A 22,374-nucleotide genomic window follows, 5' to 3' on the forward strand; every position below is an offset into this window, starting at 1 on the left:
ACGGAAGTGAGAATTTGAACGACAGAACAATAAACAACAGACCTGCGGATAAGGCGGCACGACGCCATACCCGCTAAACGTTAGGTTTCATGCAAAAAGAGATACAGCCAACGCGCATTTAGCACATTTACAAGCTCTAACACACTTGCTGATTCTTCAGCTTGTAAAAGAGCCAATTTTTTGCCAACACACAATTAAAATTCGAAAAACAGTAGTAAAATGACATATAAGATTGAATTCAAAGGTACAAGATGGTATAAATGTGATTTTCATATCCATACAACTGCTAGTGAATGTTTTCAGGACAAGGAAATTACAGCAAAACAATGGGTTGATAAGGCGATTGAGAAAGGACTTGATTGCGTTGCCATTACTGACCATAATTCAAGTCTTGGAATTGATGAAATAAAAGAAGCAGCAAAAGAATATGGCTTAACAGTATTCCCCGGAGTTGAGTTAACATGTGATACATCCAAAATTCATTTATTAATTCTATTTGACACTGATAAAACTTCAGCTGATGTAAATTACTTCTTAGCTAGAACCGACATAAAAAGTGAAGATTATGGAAAACAAGGAACCATTACAACTAAAAGTATTTTGCAAATTGCAGAATTAGCACAAAATGATGGAGCCCTAGTAATTCCAGCACATATTGATGAATATAATGGATTAGGTGCGATAAGTGTAGATATCTTAAAAAAACTGTATTCAGATTATGGTATCAATGCTGTACAAGTTGTGCATAAGGAGTTTTTAGAGAGAGGTTTCCAAATTACAGGAAATAGTGAGTTAAAAGCCTTGCTTAATAACTATTATTCTAATCCTAATCCAGCAATAGATGACGCTACTATAAAAGAATGGTATACACCAGTTAAATACGCTTTGGAGGCTAACTTGGGAATACTTACTTTTTCGGATAATCCACATGAACCTAATAATTCAAAACATGGACTATGGGGTATTGGCGAGAAGTATTCTTGGATTAAAATGGATAAATCACCTTCTCTTGAGGGCTTAAGACAAGCTTTTTTATTACCAGATTTCAGAGTTAAAAATATGTTTGATTCTGAAGATAGACCTTACATCCTTCCTGATTTATGGATTAAGTCTCTAAGAATATCTAATACGACCGTAACAGATGATTCACATCCATTGCAAGTCGAATTTAGCCCACAGTTAAATACAATAATTGGTGGTAGAGGAAGTGGTAAATCAAGTATTCTGAGGTTTATAAGAGGAGTTTTTAATAGAAACGAAGATATTCAGACGTTAAATGATATCTTAAATGACCAAGTTGAATTCTATAAGAAAACTGATAATAGGACAAAGAAAGGTGTATTGACTGATACATCTGTAGTTGAAGTTGAATTTGTAAGAAATGAAGAATTATACAAAGTCAGCGCAGAAAATATAACTTCATCGACTTCACAAGACATTAGTATTTTCAAGTTTAATTACTCGTTAGGAGACTGGGAAGTCGAAGATTCTGAGGGTTTTATTGATTTTCTTCAATTTGAACAATATTCACAAAAACAAATTTATGAAATCGCTCAGGAACCAAACTCTTTACGTGAGCGAATAGATAACTCAATCGAAAATTTTGTACAGCTGAAAAGGGATAGACAACTTTTAAGGACTTCTTTTCTTGAAAAGGCAGCTACATTAAGAACAAAATATCAGCAAATAGCAGGCAAAGGAAAACTTCAGACTGAAATAAAAGATATAGAAGAACAGATTAGAAAGTATCAACAAAGTGGAATATCTCAATTGTTAACAGGGAGAGAAAAATTTACAACTCAGAAAAGTACTATTTCTAATTTCATGAATAAGCTGAAAGAGAAAGAGGATTCATTAATTACTCTTATAAATGATTTTCAACTTGAGGATATAAACTATGTAACCTTTGATAAAATACATTCCGATGAACTCTCATTGTATTCAAAAGACACAATAGATACCTTTATTCAAATTAAACAAGGATTAGAAAATCAAAGAGTAAAACTTAATAAAGCTCGCGTAGATTTTAGTAATAATGTAGTAAAATCTCAATGGAAGAAGGATTTTGATGTTAATCAGGCAGAACTTGAGACAAAGAAACAAGAGCTTGAAAAAGCAGGTATTAATGACATTGCAAATTTTGAGAAATTAAATGCAGCAAAAGAAGCTAAGGAAAAAGAGCTAGCAAGTGTTGTAATAATAGAGCAAAGTATAGCCCAAGAAATAGCACAAAAAGATTCATTTCAAGAACAGTATTTATTGAAAACAAAGGAAATAACTTCTTTAAGACAATCTTTTGTTGCTCAAAACATGCAAGATGATAGAGTAAAAGTGTCTGTTAAACCGTTCCGTAATAAAACTGATTTCGAAAATAAATTAAGGTCAATATTGCAAAGACCTAATTCCTATGATACTGATATAGACAACTTAATTAGTTTATGTTTTCAAGGTAATGTTGAGCAAAAAATAAAATCAGTTAGAAAAGTGTTTAAAGATATTCTGGCAGAAACGACTGTAACAGATGTCGTAATATCGGGTCATTTTATTAATCTGGTAAAAGGTTTATCAAATGAACAAATTGATGAAATAGAATTATTGCTGCCTGAAGATGAAATAGAAATTCAATATAAACCAACAGGGGCTTCGACTTTTAAACCATTATCAACAGCTTCCGCTGGTCAAAAAACAACAGCAATATTGACATTCATATTATCTCAAGGTCTAATACCATTAATTTTAGATCAGCCTGAAGATGATTTGGATAATAGATTGGTTTATGAATTAGTTGTTGATAGGTTAAATAAAGCTAAAGACCATAGACAAATAATAGTAGTAACTCACAATGCAAATATTCCTGTAAATGGCGACTCTGAATTTATTATATCTATGAATTCGGAAAGCAAAAAGTTAAGTAAGATTTGTTCTGGTTCCGTTGAGAAAGCAGAAATTAAAAAGGAAATTTGTGATGTGATGGAAGGTAGTGAAAAAGCTTTCAAAATGAGATACAGGAGATATGAACACATAAGATAACACCCCTTCGCAACCATACACATTGCCAAGTCGCTCAAAAGCTGACACACAAACCAAAACTTGTCAAAGAGTATGGCTGCCCCAACGCACAGGCAGACTGCGGAGAATAAAGCACGAAAACCTAATCGAGTAGGCAGCCGCTAGGCCATTAGCCTAGCGGAGAACCTCTCACACCACAGTATCCCGAAATAAAATCAGGACAGGCTGTATACGGCAGTTCGTTAGGTATTAGTGCTAAGCTCTTTTGACCAAATATTTGCATATTTATCTTTTTCAAGAGCTTACACGTAAGTGTGCTCTTGCTCATACAGGGCACACACAAAAGCTAAATTTCATGGGCGGTGGCAAGTCGTTTGAGATTTAGTTCAATTAATAAACACAGCAAGCCAGAAGAATGACTCACCTACCCTGTTTCAAAAGGTGTTCGTGATTTATAAATGAGTTTGCTAAAAAATATAAATAAATTTAAGCGGCTTGCTTATTTGGCGGTTTAATAAGACATTAGTTTTAAATTGCCCAAGAAACTTAGCAAGACCGTTGTACACAATGAAGCGCGAATTGGAAATAATTGATTTACCAAATAGAATAGTTGAATTATTAGAGGAAGTAGATTCACCTGAAAGGTTAAAAAGACATTTACAAATCGTTTACTCTACAGCCAGTGAATTAGTTAACCAAATAAAACAGGAATGGCCGACATTTGTTTTTAATGAAGAGTTGATTTTATTTGGAGCAGGCACGCATGATATTGGAAAATCTGAAATCACAAAAGAGCTTTATGAAAAAGGTAGGAAACATGAATTAAAAGGCAAATATCTACTTCAAAATCATGGGTTTAAAAAAGAGGAGGCAAGATTTGCATTTACACATGGGAATTGGCAAGAAGAAAATTTAACGATTGAAGACTTAATTGTAAGCTTATCAGATAAAATATGGAAAGGAAAAAGAATTGCGGAATTAGAAGAAAAGGTCGGAAATATCATTTCTGATAATTTGAATATTGATTATTGGGAAGTATATGTAAAACTAGATGAGATTTTAGTAAAACTTTCTAATAAATCTGATGAATTAATCTTATGGCAAAATCAATAAAAAACTGTACAATCAAGTAGGAAACCCCTCGCTGGTGCGCGATTCTATCGCGTTCCTTTTTAGAAAACCACACGAGAAGACTCTTGCGGTAGCAAGGGGGTTGTAAATCGCCCACAAAATTTTAACAAGACCATTAGCGGTAATTTTAAAAAAAAACTCAGAATTAAAAAAATATATGCAAACTGGAAAATCAACAGTAAAATCAATTTTTGATGGAACAAGAATATTTAATATTCCTATTTATCAAAGAGCTTATTCTTGGAGAGAATCAAATTTAAATGACTATTTAACTGACATTATAAATCAACAACCCAATAGACCATACTTTTATGGTACATTTTTGTTTCATAATAATGGAGAAAGAGGGGATTTTAAAATCATAGACATTGTGGACGGGCAACAACGTTTAACTACGTTTTTGCTTTTTATGAGTGAATTATTAAAAACTCTTAATGAAAAGAAATCCGATAAAATTTCTAAAAGAACAGAACGTATCTTTATAAAAGATGACGATGTTTTTAAATTAGAATTATCAAATGAAGATAATTCATTTTTACACGACTATATATTTTCAGATAAACAGTTAGGAAAAGAAAAAATCGCAACTCCTTCACAACGCTTACTTCTTGAGGCAAAGAATTTCTTTAAAACAAAATTAGGGGATTTTAGTCTTGAACTTTTAGAAAAGATATACACAACTATAACTGAGGCCGATGTATTATTATATGTAGTTGATGAAATTAGTGAAGCAACTCAAATATTTGCACTTTTAAATGATAGAGGTAGACCTTTAACAGATTTGGAAGCAATAAAAAGTTTTTTGATGTATAATATTGGACTGACATCAAAAAATCCAAACCAACTAATTGGCAATATTCAAGAGAATTTTTCTAAAATATATCGTTTAATTGAAAAACATAATTTAGTAGAAGAGGATATCTTAAGATATCATACCGTAGCATTTGAACATACATCAAAGACAAACAGCAAAGCTTATATTAAAGACAAAATCTCAAAACTTGTCAATAAGCATGAATTAGAGAAAGCAAAAGAATCTATAATGAGCTATTGCTTACGTCTTAAAGAAACATTTGAGGTATACGTTGAAATTCAGGAGAACATAGAGAATATAAATGGGCTTGAAGAATTTTTTATGATTGGAAAAGTAGCACCTTTTTATCCACTATTGATTAACGCTAAAAAGAAGTACCCTAATCGATTTGAAGAACTCATATCATACCTTAACAAATTTGTATTTAGAGCGACTTTAATGAGACTTAGAAGTAGTGGAGAAAGTTATATAAATACTCGTTTGAGAAATAAAGAAGATGCCATTGGTATAGTTGATGAATTTACTAAGTATAATTGGTGGAATATAAATAATCGTGTAAAAGCCTCTTTGGATTATAAAAACTACTATGATTGGCTGAGCAAAAACACTGTTCGGTATGTCTTATTTACTTACGAGAATGAACTGCGTGAGGAGAAAGGCTATCCTAAACTTACGATAAAAGAGTATTTTAAAACAACACCTAATGGTGCACGATTTTTAAATATTGAACACATTACAGCTAAGAAGACAAAGGGAATTACCTTCGATGATGACTTCAAAGAAAACTATGTGAATAATATTGGTAATCTTGTTATTGATTACATCGTTCCAAATATTAGGAAAGGGAATAAAGACACAGATGTAAAAATGCAAGAATATAAACAGGCTCCGTTAATCTCTCAAAATATGATTGATGAAGCCAACTGTGATTGGAGTAATATTGAAGAAGTAAAATGTTTTATTAATAAAAGAGAGCAAGTGATAAAGGAATTTATTATGAGAACTTTTGAGATAGAATAAAATCCTATAATTGAGTAGGCAGCCGCTAGGCCATTAGCCTAGCGGAGAACCTCTCACCTCCCGCTGCCGCACGAAACGAAGTTCGATGAAATGAATCCCTTCGTGTGGCTCCATTTCTAAAGCAAACCACACGAGAGGACTCGTGCGGTAGCTGGTGGTGTGTGATATAAGTAAAAACAAAAAAATAAGAACAAATGAAAAAGATTAAAGTGTTCCTCATTATTTTATTATCTCTAATATCGATAGTATCGATATTCTTATACATCAACAGAGATAAATTTACTTACGTTGGTTCCGTTGACTATGTTGATGTTGACTGCAGTAAGAAAATCGAAATACTAAATGAAGTCTATAAAAGTGACCAAAAAATAAGACGAGAGAATAATCTAATTAAGAATGCAAAGGAAGACCATAGGAATCAAGAATTAGTTATAAGTATTATTGAAAAATGTGGAATGCCGACCTTAAAGGAAGTAAATCAAAAACAAATGAATGCAATTTGGTTGGGATTGCAACATACCGAATATAAATATCGAAAAAAGTATTTTCCTCTTATTGAAAAAGCGGTAAAAAATGGCGACTTAAGCAAAGAGCATTATGCTTTAATGAAAGATAGAATTCTGATGGATGAAGGGAAACCTCAAATATATGGAAGCCAAATTAAAAATGGCAAACTGTATGATTTAGATGAGCCAGAAACTGTAAATGAAAGAAGACAGAAAATGGGATTAGAACCGATAGAAGATTATCTAAAAAGATTTAACATTACATTTGACGCTAACTAGAAATGCCTCCCGCTGCCACACAAAAGTTAGATGAAATCAATCCCTTGGTGTGGCTCCATTTCTAAAGCAAAACCACACGAGGGCACTCGTGCGGTAGCTAGGGAGTATAGTACATGATACCCTCGCTGATGCGCGATTCTATCGCGTTCCTTTTTAGAAAACCACACGAGAAGACTCGTGCGGTAGCTGGGGGCAAATAATCTCTTGCAAAAATTAAAAGTCCGCCAGATAGGATTTTAGAAGTTAACAAGCACAACAATAGAAATTTACGAAAACAAACAATTAAGTGATCTAAAGTGCATTGCACTTTAGCCTTACATTGTGAATCATTTAACCGAATTTATGGATACAAACAAACTAAACAGTGAAAATAAAGATATTTGGGATTCTAATGCTAAGGATTGGGATGACTATATGGGAGAAGCTGGCAATGACTGGCATAAAAAACTGATAGCACCTCAAACCGAACAATTACTGAATTTAAAAAGAAATGACAGACTTTTGGATATCGGTTGTGGTAATGGACTTTTTGCTCGGAGAATGGCAAAAAAAGGAATAAAAGTTACTGCTTTTGATTTTTCTAATTTAAATATTGAGAATGCACAAAAATATGATACTTCCAATATCAACTATCTGACATTGGATGCAACACTTGAAAGCGATTTAAAAAAACTAAATAATAGAAAATTTGAGGGATTAGTTTCTAATATGGTTTTTATGGACATGCCAGATATTGAATACATATTCTCTCAGATAAAAGGCTTGCTGACAGATGATGGAGTATTTGTTTTTTCTATTCAACACCCTTGTTTCAATTCAGAATTTGCAGAAGTCAAAGATGATGATAGTTTATTGCTAAAAGATTATGTCCATCGTGACATATCGAAAGGCGTTGCAATCCCAACGCAGACAAAAGAACAGTATTATTTTCATCGCCCTATTAGTTATTATATGAATTTAGGATTTGCAAATGGACTTGTTGTTAGTGGATTTGTAGAATCATCTTTTGACTCAAAGACAAACGATGGAGTTTACTCAAAATTCCCTCCCATATTGATTATAAAGATGATAAAAGGATAAAAAACGAACGCACAACAATGTATATACAAAATAGGCGAAACAGTTGTAAATTCAGCGGTTGTAGCCCGCGTCAATATCTAAACAGTTTAATAAGTTTGAAATCCATAATCGCCCCGCTGCCGCACGAAACCAAGTTCGATGAAATGAATCCCTTCGTGCGGCTCCATTTCTAAAGCAAACCACACGAGAGGACTCGTTTGGTAGCTGGAAAAGACTTACTGTCACTGCAAATACAAAAGAGAATCAATAAATACCAATAGGCCTACGGCATTGTCCAAGCATGTTTTATTCTTTATTTGGAATTATTTTGCGAATAAAACTCAACTCTCCTAATAATCTTTTGTTAATTTTATCAAACGAAAGGATAAAACACTTACTTAATATTATATTTATGAAACCGTTAAAGATCGGAAAACTATACTTCAATAAAAAAGCTATACTTTTAATTGCTTTTTGTCTTTTTCTTAATGGAATTTTGATTGGAGCATTAGTTGCTTACCAACAAAATAGAGGTGAGTCCATTAGCCCTATTCTATTAATGGCATTGATGTTTGTACCATATATACTTTTTTCAAAGGGCATTAAAAAAAACATAAATGAAAGCAATTAAAGCTGTTTTAAATCTACTTTCTCTCCATCTTAATAATTACTCAATTTATAACTTGATTGAAAGTATATTAAGCTTAAAAAAAACGAAATGCTAACAAAAGTAACCGTTGCACAATCAAGTAATATTTGTAAAAAATAAGAACAAAGCCTTAAGAGTATGCGGATTTGCAAGCTTTTAAGGCTTTGTTTTTACAGTTGGTTTGGTTTGTGTTTTAAATTATTGAGTGTTTAAACAGGCTTGAAGCATTCCTGTGCATTATATTTCTATGATAAAAAAAAGGGAGTAGCATGATACTCCCTTTTTATTTAATCTTTATTTCGAAAAACCTTAGAATATAACGATTTTATTCAGCCTAACTCTACCAATTTTATAGATTAGTATGAAGAATAAAAAGTGATACCTTACTTAAACTTCAACTTGTAGTTTAGTCCAAAGGTAAACCATCTGCCTGGTTGATTTAGGTTGCCAATATCGTTGTATTTTTCATCCAACAGATTGGTAATACTTGAATACAATAACAAATTCTTGTGCTGCCATTGCAATTTTAAATTCAACAAGTAGAAAGGATCGTAAGCTACTTCTCCGGTATATTCACCATTCTCGAAATTCATATAGCTGCCATTTCGGTCCTGATAACTCAGTTGCCAATTGGCCGACAAATTATTCCATATGCCATGATTCACCGTTAAATCGAATTTATGCTTCAGGTTATCCAATACATAGTTGGAAAAATACTCATCACTTCCCTTATCCAGTTTAATGTAAGAGTAATTCAGCTTCACTTTTTTAAGGAAGATCGATTTCCCAAATAATCTCTCTGGTGAAATATCAAGTCCGGTCTCAATTCCAAATGAGTTTACCTCTGTTAGATTTTGAGTTTTCCACTTCTCTTCCTCATTTTCTCTTACCCAATCGATTAAATCCTTTCCATTTCGGTAAAAAGTATTGATATGTGCTTTTAAGCTTTTGTTATTGAATTTAAAACCTCCTTCGAAAGTCAGCGATTTTTCCGGCTTTAAATCGGGATTACCAATATTGGTAGGTCCATTGTAGTACAAATCGGTAAATGTAGGCATGCGCATAGAAGAGTTTACCGACGAGTATACTTTTAAATCATCGCTAATTTGATAGGCTACATCAATACCCGGATAAATCTTCCAGTCAAAATCCAGATCGGAAATCCAGTTGAACATGGCTCCTACCGAGATACTCCACTTGTTTAGATATAAGGAGTGTTCGGCAAAATAGGAAACATGAGACCTGGAGTGAGATCGGGTAAAATACTGACCACTTTCTCCTGGAACTTTAATGGGCTCATCCATTTCTTCACCTAACACATTGCTCCAAATGTTTTCTGATCGGAATTCAGCTCCAAAGGAAGTTTTTCCCAGACTGGAACTGAACCATGTATTTAAACCGGCTCCTAATACATCTGTTAAGTGATAGTTGTGCGTTGTATACCAACTTGCCGGATTATCGCGAAACAATTCGAAACGATCCTGATGGCGGCGCCAGTATAAGGATGGTTTAAAGTGTAGTTTCTTTCCTGTTTCGTATTGCAGGGATGCGAATGTTGTTTTGGTTTTTTCGTACTGATTAGGAAATTTAGGTGTATAGAAACTATTGGCTCCAAATCCTTTTTGTGTGTAGCCCAATTGCACATCTAATTTTCCTGGTTCACTTTCCAGCTGTGCATGGTAAAAAACATTATGCGTTTCGAAATCGGTATTGTCGATGTATCCATCGGAAGATTTTCGATTTGCAGCTACAAAATGTTGAAGTTTTCCGGTTCTAAACGCATAGTTTGCATTCAAATCCGATAAATTGTGCTCTCCATAAACCAGATCAACATTCAATTCATGATTCTTATTTTCTCCGGTAATGATATTAATGGCTCCCGAAAATGCATTTGGGCCATATACACGTGCTGCAGGTCCTTGCAGGATTTCCACTCTTGAAATGTTTTTTAAACTTACCGGAAGATTGAAGTTGTGATGTCCGGTTTGTGGATCAGAGATATTGATGCCATTTAAAAGAATTAAGGTTTGATCGAAGGAACCTCCACGAACCGAAATATCGGCCTGAACACCATGAACACCTCTTTGTCTGACATCAACACTAAGAGCATATTCCAATAGTTCCTGAATACTCTGCACTGGGGCAGCCTCAATTTCCTCTCTCTCGATTACGGATACAATCCGCGCCACCTGCGAGTAGGTAACAGGCGATCTTTGGGCACTGACTTTGATCTCATCAAGGTCGTATTGCATGCTTATCTCCGATGACTGGTTTTGAGCAAAAACAATTTCAGGACTGATAACAATTAAGTAAGCCACAAGTAGAACTGTAATTTTCACCTGCTTGCTAATTGCCTGAAATAATGAATAGTTTTTACCACCCCAGCGTCGGAATGTTAACATACTAGCCCATTGGCTTTGTTTTAATACTTTCATTTACTTTTTATAATAAGGATGGCAAAAATAGAAATAAAAATAATCTTCACAGCCTAAACTTACTTTTATTTAGTCTACATTAAGTTTTTCACTTTCGCTCCAGAGAATTGTAATGACTCCCATAGCTATTAAGTCAATGATTAAAAGTTGATGTTTATTCGATTGTAAGCCTATCTACTGCAACACTCCTTTATATCTTGTTATCAGTCACTTTTATTTATTGCATCACTCCTAACATGAATTAAGTTAAGATTAATTTTGGCAGTTTCATTTTTAATTGTAACTTTTTATGAAAATTAAAAGGAGGCTCTCCATTGTGATCAAATTATACAGGAGAGCAATTAAAAACTATTACAATAATCGACTCATTAAATTTACTTAAGCGTTATATTTTAGTATGTCAGAATTTAAAAAGGCTGTTAAGGAACTGATGCAAGACCTCAACAGCAACGAAGTAGCTATCATCGAAAAAAGTGATTTTGATAGTTCATCAGCAAAGCTTCTATCCTATGGGAAGGTTGAATTAGGTGGTGATGCCGTTCAGGTATTATCGAAAGAAAATCAACAAGTCACACAACTGCACAACGAATTATTGATCTGTTCAAGTAAAAACCGCAAAGCGGTTTGGGATTTTATTAGCAGATCGCTCCTGTAATATTAACAATTAAACACAAACTATTATGAGTATCGATGTAAAAACTCTTATGGAGAAAGTCAACACTGCAATTAAAGATGTATCTACTCTTGAAGTTGCAACGCTAACCAATGCAAATGACAATAAATTTGATCTTACCAATGGATCAAACAAAAATGTCTTTGAAGCCATTCGTAAAAATATTACTCAATCCGATTTGGTAGCTTATACGCGTTTTGAACTGGATGGAGATGCGGTAAATTTTGTGAATAACAAAGAGGAACTTACTGCTTTGGTAGAAGATCATAGTATTCTGGTTGAATCTGCACTGGAAACCCGCAAAACCCTTTTTAACACTGTGGTAAGTACGGTTAAAAATGTAATTAAATAACCAGCTTTATCATCTGAAACTGTGAAACAAAAAGTCAAGTATATTTTCTGTACCCTTAATATTAATTTTAAGGAAAATTCCTTTCATGCTTCAAGCATATGGAACGAACTAAAGGCACAAAATGCCCAAGAAATCACTCCTTATTTAGAAGCCAATGAAGATCAAAATCCTACTGTAGAAGGGTATGGAAAATATGCTATTAGCATTCAAAAGCAATTTGTGAGTTTTCTACAATTTATGAGAAAGAAGCTGAATAAATCGTAAATCATGTCGATACAAGAAATTTTTAGGAGTGAGTTTTTGAAACCCGAAACAGAGGTGAACTTTACTGCCATTCACAAACTAGAGTGTGAGGAAGTTCTGGATAATTTGGGTTATATTGAACTTGATCGCAACAGTGGCAAACAAACTGCCAGCTTTGAGCAATTAGAGAAAGGTATTTCTTTATTCAGACAAGAATATGATTTGTACAAGCTGGATTTCCATAAAAGTATTGATCGCTTTGGCACATTTAAAAGCCATTTACTTTCTGAAGAGGAACTTGACTTTCTGCATGAACTATCCTCTTTGGAGGGCGAATTTGAACTTCATCATTACCCTCTAAAAAAAATTGAACAAAACCCTATCCTATCCAGAGTTCTTAACTGGCGATTAGGAATTCTATCCATATTCAATAAAAGTATTACCAATCAATTATCAAATGATCTCACAAAGCATCTTAATCTGTTAGGATCGTGGTGTAACATTTCAGGTCATGAACAAATTATTGAGCTATTGGGTAATATGGAAGATCTTTCCATGGCAATTGCAAAACAAGATTTCTACTCTGGTTCTGACTATCGACACCTTATCTATTTTAAAAACTCTTACAGAAAGTTAAAAGATAAAGGTGTTAAGTTTACAAGCAATAAAAAAAGATTCGAATCCAGATTACCATTTATTCCTAAGGAAAGCCAAAACACTTTAAACCTGGTTCGAAAAAAGAAAGTTCCATTTGATAGCTTTCAAAACGATCAATTGCATCAGCTCATGACTCGTTTGGTTCAAATTAGACTATGGTTATTGGGCAATTATCAAGGCAAGTTGGATAATGATCTTGGTCCTTTAAGCATTACAGGCATTCATTCTCTTATTTCCTACATACATGAAAGCTATGGTGGAAAGCAAGGGTATAAAATGAGTGATTTGCTAATGCGCTTAGGAAACGACAGATGGGTGTTAAATGTTAACTACCTCTTTAAAGCACTGCTTCCTGTACTTGTTAGGATGGAAAGTGATAAAAAGATGGAAACCATATCAGAAGAATTTAGCACCATTATTAACAAACTGGAAAAGGAAGAAGATAAAAAAGAGGTATTAAAAGTGATTGATCAGCAAATAAAGACTGAATTTGAATCTCCTTCGAATCGAAAATCCAAAACAAGAGGGGGCAAAAGATTACTTCGCTCGATTGGTCGATTTTTCAAACGCATTGGTGATTTTATAAAAGATGGCATTCAATGGGTTATCGAATCGATAAAAAATCTGTTTAAATGGTTTAAAAATGGAATTAAGATCTTAGTTCGCGAGTTAAAAAAGGCATTTCATATGGCCAAAACAGCATTGTCCTTTTTCTTTTCAAAAAGGATTGTAAAATCTCAAAACACCAACAGTCAACTAATCACCGATTACGATTTTAATTTCGACAGTTTAACTACAGTTATTGGAACAGACAAGGAATTAATTGAGGAACACATCCGCAAAAACAGGTGGATTACCAATGCACTTGAAGAAGTATCTGAATTTTTAGGTACTGTTATATCCATTGCCATTAAAATTGCAAAAGGGCCAATGGGTTGGATTCAGCTTGGTATCGAAGTCATAAAATATCTGGTTGACAACAAATTTCATTACAACAGGTTATCTCTTGATTTAGATAATTAGTTGAATTTTGGAAATGCTTTGAAATTTAACGGAAAATGTAAATAATAAGGAAAGAGCGATTTCATCAAACACTTCTAATCTTTTACACACTCATTCTATACTTATTAATGAAATCGCTCTAATGAAGACTAACCCTAATTTTACACACATATAAATAGTCTTCGTTGCAAAGAACTAATAAGTTACAAATTTTAGGGTTAAAATGCCAGTGCAAACTTTGCATCTGCATACATCAAGGAAATTTAGCTCTTACAAGAATAATGTGCACTTTTTACCCATGCAATGGGATAATGTAGCATATCCTGTCAGCATTTATTAAAATGTATTTAATATGATTTAAGTGCTTATAAGGACATTTTATTGGGAAATGGCAGGTGCTGTTGGTAAGTTTTGAAATGAGAACCAGTTGAATTACTGCATCCAAAGATAATTCTTTGTATCACCAGGAATTACAATCTTGGTGGCCTTTTTGAACAAACTCAAGGAGCATTTAGTACTCCTTGAGATGGTATATAAAGTAATAGTTAGTTTTGTGTTAATGAGAGAGGGCTTCCCCATTGATTTTTTAAAAGGATGTGTATGAATATTGAAGAAAGCCCTCTAACCACCAACTAAATCAATCTTTTGTGATCATTTAAAGGTTGTCAAATAGTTTACTTACTTGTTTCCTTTGTTGACATATTCCTGAGCATCGGTTTTTTGCCCAATTTCTCGTCTTCCCTTTTTGTTTAGACGCTTAAACTGTAGGTATTGAAATACCAAACCTCCTATCAAATAAATGGGAAGGGTATACAATTGTTTCCATGTTATCAGCTCATCACTGCTTTCAACTACGAACATCGTAACGCCAACAAACATGAAAACTCCCCATAGTAAACCAGGATAAATCCATGTTTTTAATCCAAAACTTGTGTCGAACATTGTTATTTTGAATTGAGATTAATAATTACCCTTCCGCTTACAATAAGATGAAATACATAAGCAGAAGGGCATTCAGTGATCTAATTAATCATCCTCATAAGTCAATCCAAAGCACATGTACATCTCTGGATCCTCATTACTTACCAGGTAATAAGATGAGCCATATTCCTTTAACTCGATAGGAACAATGGTCCAGCCTTTTGGGCTTGCTACTATATCCTTAATAGCCTGGCCTTTCTCTGTAGACATTAATCCCTCTATATAAGCCAAGTCATCAAATGGTGCAGACCATCCTGTTCTATAACCTAAAAATTCCATTACAACAACATCCTCTGTTTTCTTGTTATAATTAACCTTAATCTTAAGAGAATTCCAATCATCAAAATTTAAATTGAAAGTACAAGGAAACCATGAAGCCACATAAGTATCCGTAGATAAATAACTAAATGCAGCATCAGGATAGATGCCATCAATCAAATTGGCTAATTTCGGGCTGACGATCTTAGCACTACCTCCAAATGTTTTTGGGCCAAAAAACTTATCAGTCATCCCATCAAAGTGAGCAGGACAATCTGCTTCATACTTAAATGCACCTGTAACACCTTCATCCGTTACATCGAATTGATTTTTTGTTTCATCATATTTAAAAGATCTCACTCCTATACCGTTCAACACAACAGCATGATGAAATTCAAAACCTTCGTGCGTAAAGTTGATTGGCATCAGCTCATGCTTTGCTTCACCATTATCTACATAGTTAAGAAATGCAATTATCTTATCTCCACTATATACCATATTTACTTTTGTATCCCAACCTTCAACAGATAAGTTGAAATAAAAAGGTACAACCACCTGTTCATTCGATCTTTCAATATGTTTCGTATGTTTGGCGTATTCTCTAAGCTGAGCAGGTGTTTCGGCCGTAGCTTTAACCAAGACCATAGGATCACCACTCACTCTCTCTGCTAGATACAAGGTATCACCATCAGCTGATTTTTTAGTCATGCTAAACTCCAGTTCACCACCAAATCCTTTACCTGGTTCACCAATTTCCGGATCAGTCATCTTCGAGAATTTGCTATAGGTATCGAAAATCAAAACTGGCTTTTCGAACATCTTCACAGAGTATCCGGATTCATCAGGAAAATCATAATAATCCCAATTCATATTTACGATACCTGTCTCATCAAATTTGAATTGAAAGGTAAATGATCCCAATTTTGTTGGATTTGGGTAGTAATGGGTAAGCCATCCATGCTCCGATGAGATTAAAGCATCTTTAAACTCTTTAACAGCTATGGCAGCTCTTTCGTCTGGCGCAAGATCAAACTCGCTTTCAAAATCGTTGTCGCATGCCGTAAACAAAACAAGCATGGAGCATATTATATTTAAATATATTTTTTTCATAACACTCTTGTTTTCCATGAATTAATTACTCAATCCGTCTAAAACCTCGGCAATATCAGCTTGCAGTTTATAGATATCAATCTTCCAGATCTGCAACATGTAATCTGCAATCATCTTCTCTTTCTCACGGATTTTAATTCTAGCTAATTTCGATGCATCTTCATCTGTATAATAGTTTTCATCGTATACTTTGATCTTATCAATCAACTCATTCCAATCCTCATTGCTTCGGGTTAGGAATTCCGATAACATCTCCACAAAATCTTCATCAGGATTCAACAAAGAATAAGCTGTAATAAATCCCATTCCTCTTGCTTCAGAATTACTAAAATTCATCCAGTTAGAGGTGTAACCTGTAGTAAGTTTCTTGTATTCCACAGGGTATGCTATTGTCTGATGAAGAATATGACCAAATTCATGGTGCATGGTTTTAAAAACGCGAAGAATAGGCTCCATTGCCCTACGTTTCTCCCAACTGTTCAAGCCTGATAAATCAAAGTCAATGTAATTCAAGTCGAAAATGGTAATCTTTCTACCCCCTTCGGCTTGCCCCAGGACGATACCCCCATTATCTTCATAATTGTGACTACCAACCAATACCATTTGCTTGGGAATATAGGCTTTCATAAAATCTTCACCCCCATTCCTCGCATAGGGATCAACCCAAATCTCCTTCATTTTCTCCAGGAAAGGAATCACACGATCCAATGTGGTTGGCGTTAAAATTTTTGTGTTATCCAACTCCGAGTTATCCCACTTGTATTTCACTTCTACGTTGTAGGGATAGGTATAATTTTCTCTGATCCATTCATCCACCTCGTTCAGTTCTGGCGTTGAGGTATCAATCAGTGACTCTCCCAGATCTTCGTCACTGCTACAGGAGCTAAAAAACAGAACTCCCAACATTAGAAAACATATATATTTTTTCATCTCTTAAATTTTATTTGCTTATTAGCTCTCCTTTTTTAGTTTCAATAACTCCGAAAGGAGAAAATAACTAATTCCTTTCCTTATTTACCTAGGGTTTGCTTGCAAACCAATAGCTATCGCTTGTTCAGGAATTTGAATCACTCTGCGATTATCGTCCTTTGGTAAAGCAATTGAACCACCGTCAATAATATCATGAGTAATTTCAATATTGAATCGCTTCACATCGAACCACCTCATTCCTTCATGAACAAACTCTCTACGACGCAAATCCAATACATACCACAGGTAATATTTCTGTCCCTCTTCAATGGTATAATATGGAGCCAAGTCAGGTCCATCAGCCATTTCGTATTCCTTCTGTATTTTCTCAAGCGTAAGTTTATTTTCCGGATTGTATGATCTCACTCTTTTTTGCAAATAGCTATCCAAATCCTCCAATACCGATGTATAATCCTTTTTCATCGCATAAGCTTCAGCTCTGTTAAACAAAGCTTCTTCTGTAGTAAATAGTGGAGCAACCATATTGGGATACCCTTGGTCAGGATTATTGTCATGACTTTCTATTCTACCTTTTAGTTTTGGGATAAATCCCAGTTGCTGTGATCCTGCTGCATACAAAACTTTGTCACCAATCACCATCTCGAAACGCATCTCATCAGTGATTGGATCTTTACCAAACAACTCACCAATCTTAGGTGCCGAAAGAGAATAGCGGAATACAACTGCTCCATTCCCCCAGTTGGTATAACCTCTTGCCAACATGATATTGGAAGCTTCTTCGGCTTTTGTATACTGTGCCCAAAGTTCACTTGCTTCATAGCTAAGATATTTTCCGTTCCAGTCTCTCAATTTGCTTGATGGATCACTGCCCAAAACAATATCAGAATGCTCAATTACTTTATCCCAGTCACCTTTGAACAAATAGAATCGCGATGCAAAAGCATGAAGTGCAGCTTGTGTAAAGTGATATTTACCAACAGCATAACTATCATCTCTAATCAAACTTGCTGCTTCTTCAATATCAGTCTCAATTTTATCGTATATGGCTTTTACTGTAGCTCTTTTGTAATTTTTGAATACCACTTTCTCAGGTTCTTCAACAAATGGAACTCCTAAATCACTCTCTGCGGTAGTGGGATCATAGTGCTTTGCGAACAAATTCACCAACATAAAATGAGCATAGGCACGTGCTGCCAAGGCCTCTCCCTTTTGCGCGGTATAATTTTCTTTGTCCGAAGCCTTTTCTATCGCATCTAAAGCGTGATTTGCTGCAGCAATTGCAGCATAACAAGCATTCCAATAAAAGGTAGGCGTATCATACGAATCAGATGCTGTATCTTCCCAATAGTAAGCATCTCCATTCGGTATATATTCTGCAACATATTGTCCAACTCCCTTATCACCGACATTATCAGACATTACCTCTGCAAATCCATGATAGAAAGCTTCTGGATATGCTGATACCAACAATTCACTCACTGCTTCCGGTGAATCCAAAACAGTCCTGTTATCAGGTGTTTCGTCTAAGTAGTCATTACATGAAGACAAGATGGTCATCCCCAAAAAGACTAAGGCTATATTTTTAATTTTTTTCATTGTTTTACTTTTTATCGATCTTCTTCACTATTTAAAAACCAAGTTTTACCGATAGGGTATATTGTTTAGGAACCGGCATTGCTACACCACCAGAGCCCATAAACTCAGGATCTTGTCCGTTCAGTTTGTCATCAGAATGTATTAAGAACAAATTCGACCCTTGTACCTTCAAGGAAGCGCTGCTAAATCCAAGACCAGATAAGAGCTTCTTAGGTAGGCTATAAGCTAGAGAAATCTCTTTCATTCTTACAAAAGAACCATCTGCAACACGAGCTGTAGATAAATTATATCCGTTGTAAGCCTTGCTATAGTTTACATTGTACTGACGCTGAGATAAAATCGTTGGAATATCAGTAATCTCCTCATCACCCTTTAACATCCAACGGTCGTAAAACTCCTTTGGCATCGCATCCAGATCAGAGTATTTCGCTTTAAATTGAGGACGTAATCTTACCTTATTACCAAATTGGTAAGTCATGAATACATTCAACTTCCAGTTTTTATAAGTAAAGACATTACCTAAACCACCCGTAACTTTCGGATCAATAGATCCCTCATACTTTAGATGATCTATTTTTGTCGACTGGAAATCCAAGTCTGAAACAGTTAACTCTCCTTCTTCGTTAATAAATGTTGGCAAACCTTCATTATTTAGACCCTTGTATTGAACCGAGAACAAACTTCTTACCGGATATCCCTCCAGTGGTCCTCCCACATCCTTTACCAGATTGTAAATGTTCTGGAAAGATTTCAACTTTGTAATCTCATTCTTGTTATAGGCAAAAGTCAAATTGGTTTTCCATTTAAAATCATCAGTCTTTATATTATGCGTGGTTAAGGTAAACTCAATACCATGGGATTCCATATCGGCATAGTTGGCAAATTTCCAGAATTCACCACCAATACCTGAAGTTTTAATGTATGCAATCAAATCAAAACCTTTACGTTGGTAAGCATCCACACTCAGGTTGATTCTATTACGGAACAAACCCAAATCCATCCCCACATTGGTTTCATACTGCTTTTCCCATGTTAACTCCGAGTTCTCCAAGCCATCTATATACATTTGAGATTCCTGTTCTGAAATGTAAGGACGGTCTGTTACCTGATTCATCAACACTAAAGTTGAATTATTTGCAGCTCCCATACTTGCAGTAAGTCCATAAGTTGCTCTAAATGACAAGTGAGAGATTGTGTTGGAATCGTTTAAGAAATCCTCCTCATGTGCATTCCAGGAACCACTCACGTTCCAGGTTGGTAACCAACGAGCTGAAGTTGATTTCCCCAACTGGTTTGAACCATCGTAACGGAAAGTACCATTAATGGTATATTTTCCAGCATAAGAATAACTTCCGGTAGCAAAAAAAGCAGCAAAACGATCGCGATACTCCTGCATTCCGTAATAAGATACTCCATTCTGCAACTGATGTCTCATAAAATCCGGATCAATATAAGGTATTCCACCTCTTTCCCACTGGTAACCGACACCATCAAAGGAACTATTTTGGCGGTTAGAAGATTTTATCTCCGTACCCCCCATTACATTTACAATGTGCGTTTCATTAAATATCTTATTCCAATTTGCAGTACCTCTAAAATAATAGTTTAGCAAGCTGTTGTCGCTTCTGTTATAAAATCCTCCCTTAGGCAGAACAACCTGAGGTAATGAGTTAGGCACTTCTAAATCTTTGAATAGAAACTTATTGTTTTTAGCTATCTCATACGTTTCATCTGCTCTGTATGCTGATGCCATATTCGAATTCTCCAAAATCTTATGCTCCTGAGTAGATTTCACATATCTAATCGAACCAACAAAATTCAGGTCCAGCCCCTTCAATAATTCATAATCAATATTGGCTTGTAATTTTAAATCCAACATATCAATATCCAGATAGTTATTCTTCATCTCATTTATGATATTGAAATCGGCATAATTCATTCTATAATATTCCAAATTTCCATTATCATCATACGGACGCAAGACTCTACTGGTGTTTAATGCATAAGAGAATGGATTGATATCAAAATCACGACTATATTCTCCATTAATCGGATCTTCTGTACGGCTCACTGTTCCAGGTGCTTTTTGCTGACGAAATGAACCTGCTGTAATAAATCCAATCTTCAGTTTTTCATTCAGTTGTACAGAAGCATTGGCATTTACTGTATATCTGTCTACCTCATCTGCAATAGACCATCCCTTATCTCCGTAATAACTTGTCGAGAAATAGAAAGCACTCTTATCATTACCACCTCTTAAACTAACAGAGTGGTTTTGAGTAATATTATTGGTAAATAATTTATCAAACCAATCAGTATTAGTCATTTCATATTTCTGTAAAAATTTAGCTCTTGCTTCAGGGGTATTTTGAAGACCAAAACCAGTTGTCGGATCGTAAGTATTGATTAAGTCGTACATCTTCTTATAAATACCACCATTTTTCTGACGAGAAATTTCCGCATGATTCAACCAGCCCTTCGCTTCCAATTCACGATAAACAGACATCTGCTCACGAGAATTCATGATGTTATAGTTTGAATAAGATGGTTTTAATCTCATTGTAAATTCTCCGGAATATGAAACGGAAGTGGCACCTTTTTTCCCACGCTTGGTGGTAATAACGATTACTCCATTCATTGCACGTGCACCATAAAGAGCCGTAGCCGAAGCATCCTTCAAAATCTCAAATTTTTCAATATCATCCGAGTTCAAACCTGCAACTGCAGAACTAATTAGAGTAGCAGCATCTCCTGATGACAAATCATCTGGAGAAACATCCACAACATCCTCCAGTACAACACCATCAACAACCCAAAGAGGTTTCTGATCTCCATAAATAGAAGAGGCACCACGAACACGAATTTTTGGTGCTGCACCAAAAGTTCCGGATACAGTTTGAACAGATACACCAGCAGCCTTACCTTCCAGCATTTGTCCTACATCAACCACACCTGCAACTTTGGCCTCTTCAGCTTTAACGGTAGTAGCCGAACCAGTAAATAAACGTCGATCCGTTTTTCTAAAACCATCAGAAACCACCACAACTTCGCTTAATTGCTCAGAGTCCGTTTTCATGGTAATTTTCAAACTTGTTTGATTGCTTACCACTACCTCCTGAGATTGCATTCCAATAAAAGAAATTAGCAGTACTGATTTTCCTGAAGTGGGAATTTCCAATGTAAATTCACCATCGAAATTGGTAGATACACCAGTTGTTGTACCTTTTATTAAAACAGATACACCAGGTAGAGAAAGCCCCTGATCATCTACGACCACTCCAGAAATCTTTCTTGTCTTCTCTTGTTGAGCCTCGCCTGCTGACTGATTTTGCTTTACACTCTTGCGAAGTGTAATCGCTTCTTTCTTGAATTCATATTCAAGTTCACTGTCTTGTAAGCAATGCTTTAGTACAGATTTAACTGTTTCATCCTTTGCTTCAACGGATACATCTTTTACTCCCTCAACATCTTCCGAACTGTAAAGGAAGATCAGGCCTGTTTGTTCATGAATCTCCCACAATACCTGCTCCAGGTCTGCCCCATTCAAGTTAAGGGTAACTCTGGCATCTTGCGCTAAGGTATTTGCCGATACGCTCATCACACTGGCCAATAAAAACAAGGCTAGCATCTTCATAAATAACAACATTTTAAACAACTTTCGGGGTCGAAA

General features: G+C 35.0%; 16 protein-coding genes. 10 read left to right on the forward strand and 6 right to left on the reverse strand.

Annotated elements, in window-relative coordinates; genetic code table 11:
- The first annotated feature begins 219 nt into the window (after positions 1-219).
- From BXY64_RS17780 to BXY64_RS17805, 6 genes are all read left to right on the forward strand, one after another.
- The gene (locus tag BXY64_RS17780; RefSeq protein ID WP_120241324.1) at positions 220-3,030 is read left to right on the forward strand and encodes a TrlF family AAA-like ATPase; all 2,811 of its coding nucleotides are present in this window, start codon (positions 220-222) and stop codon (positions 3,028-3,030) included.
- A 546-nt stretch (positions 3,031-3,576) separates the two neighbouring features.
- Positions 3,577-4,122, forward strand: a complete 546-nt coding sequence (locus tag BXY64_RS17785; RefSeq protein WP_120241325.1) for an HD domain-containing protein — start codon at positions 3,577-3,579, stop codon at positions 4,120-4,122.
- 175 nt (positions 4,123-4,297) lie between these two features.
- Positions 4,298-5,974 carry a DUF262 domain-containing protein gene (locus BXY64_RS17790; protein WP_120241326.1) on the forward strand — a complete coding sequence of 559 codons (1,677 nt, stop codon included), beginning with the start codon at positions 4,298-4,300 and terminating at the stop codon, positions 5,972-5,974.
- 194 nt (positions 5,975-6,168) lie between these two features.
- Positions 6,169-6,759, forward strand: coding sequence for a DUF6624 domain-containing protein (locus tag BXY64_RS17795; RefSeq protein WP_120241327.1), 591 nt, complete (start codon positions 6,169-6,171; stop codon positions 6,757-6,759).
- 342 nt (positions 6,760-7,101) lie between these two features.
- A complete protein-coding gene (locus BXY64_RS17800; RefSeq protein WP_120241328.1) occupies positions 7,102-7,839 on the forward strand; it encodes a class I SAM-dependent methyltransferase in 738 nt (245 codons plus the stop codon).
- Positions 7,840-8,230: 391 nt separating this feature from the next.
- Positions 8,231-8,449, forward strand: coding sequence for a hypothetical protein (locus BXY64_RS17805; protein WP_147376036.1), 219 nt, complete (start codon positions 8,231-8,233; stop codon positions 8,447-8,449).
- A gap of 401 nt (positions 8,450-8,850) precedes the next feature.
- Here the strand turns inward: BXY64_RS17805 and BXY64_RS17810 are convergent, their stop codons facing one another.
- Positions 8,851-10,902: a TonB-dependent receptor plug domain-containing protein gene (locus BXY64_RS17810; protein ID WP_120241330.1), complete on the reverse strand. Its 2,052-nt coding sequence runs from the start codon at positions 10,900-10,902 to the stop codon at positions 8,851-8,853.
- Positions 10,903-11,299: 397 nt separating this feature from the next.
- On the opposite strand from BXY64_RS17810, the gene BXY64_RS17815 reads away from it, so the two are divergent.
- The 4 genes from BXY64_RS17815 to BXY64_RS17830 are packed head-to-tail and all read left to right on the forward strand — an operon-like array spanning position 11,300 to position 13,850.
- The gene (locus tag BXY64_RS17815; protein ID WP_120241331.1) at positions 11,300-11,557 is read left to right on the forward strand and encodes a hypothetical protein; all 258 of its coding nucleotides are present in this window, start codon (positions 11,300-11,302) and stop codon (positions 11,555-11,557) included.
- A 25-nt stretch (positions 11,558-11,582) separates the two neighbouring features.
- Complete coding sequence (locus tag BXY64_RS17820) at positions 11,583-11,927, forward strand: hypothetical protein (protein WP_120241332.1); 345 nt, start codon at positions 11,583-11,585, stop codon at positions 11,925-11,927.
- A 21-nt stretch (positions 11,928-11,948) separates the two neighbouring features.
- Positions 11,949-12,191: a hypothetical protein gene (locus tag BXY64_RS17825; RefSeq protein ID WP_120241333.1), complete on the forward strand. Its 243-nt coding sequence runs from the start codon at positions 11,949-11,951 to the stop codon at positions 12,189-12,191.
- A 3-nt stretch (positions 12,192-12,194) separates the two neighbouring features.
- On the forward strand, positions 12,195-13,850 hold the full coding sequence (locus BXY64_RS17830; RefSeq protein WP_120241334.1) for a hypothetical protein: 1,656 nt from the start codon (positions 12,195-12,197) through the stop codon (positions 13,848-13,850).
- Between the two features lie 657 nt (positions 13,851-14,507).
- Here the strand turns inward: BXY64_RS17830 and BXY64_RS17835 are convergent.
- The 5 genes from BXY64_RS17835 to BXY64_RS17855 form a co-directional block, all read right to left on the reverse strand.
- Positions 14,508-14,771, reverse strand: coding sequence for a hypothetical protein (locus BXY64_RS17835; RefSeq protein WP_120241335.1), 264 nt, complete (start codon positions 14,769-14,771; stop codon positions 14,508-14,510).
- A gap of 84 nt (positions 14,772-14,855) precedes the next feature.
- Positions 14,856-16,178 carry a DUF4302 domain-containing protein gene (locus BXY64_RS17840; protein WP_170150699.1) on the reverse strand — a complete coding sequence of 441 codons (1,323 nt, stop codon included), beginning with the start codon at positions 16,176-16,178 and terminating at the stop codon, positions 14,856-14,858.
- Positions 16,179-16,199: 21 nt separating this feature from the next.
- Positions 16,200-17,108: a zinc-binding metallopeptidase gene (locus BXY64_RS17845; RefSeq protein WP_120241337.1), complete on the reverse strand. Its 909-nt coding sequence runs from the start codon at positions 17,106-17,108 to the stop codon at positions 16,200-16,202.
- A gap of 84 nt (positions 17,109-17,192) precedes the next feature.
- On the reverse strand, positions 17,193-18,704 hold the full coding sequence (locus BXY64_RS17850) for a RagB/SusD family nutrient uptake outer membrane protein (RefSeq protein WP_120241338.1): 1,512 nt from the start codon (positions 18,702-18,704) through the stop codon (positions 17,193-17,195).
- A gap of 31 nt (positions 18,705-18,735) precedes the next feature.
- Positions 18,736-22,338, reverse strand: a complete 3,603-nt coding sequence (locus BXY64_RS17855) for a SusC/RagA family TonB-linked outer membrane protein (RefSeq protein WP_211334537.1) — start codon at positions 22,336-22,338, stop codon at positions 18,736-18,738.
- Positions 22,339-22,374 lie beyond the last annotated feature (36 nt).

It is taken from the genome of Marinifilum flexuosum (assembly GCF_003610555.1).
GTDB classification, from domain to species: Bacteria; Bacteroidota; Bacteroidia; order Bacteroidales; family Marinifilaceae; genus Marinifilum; species Marinifilum flexuosum.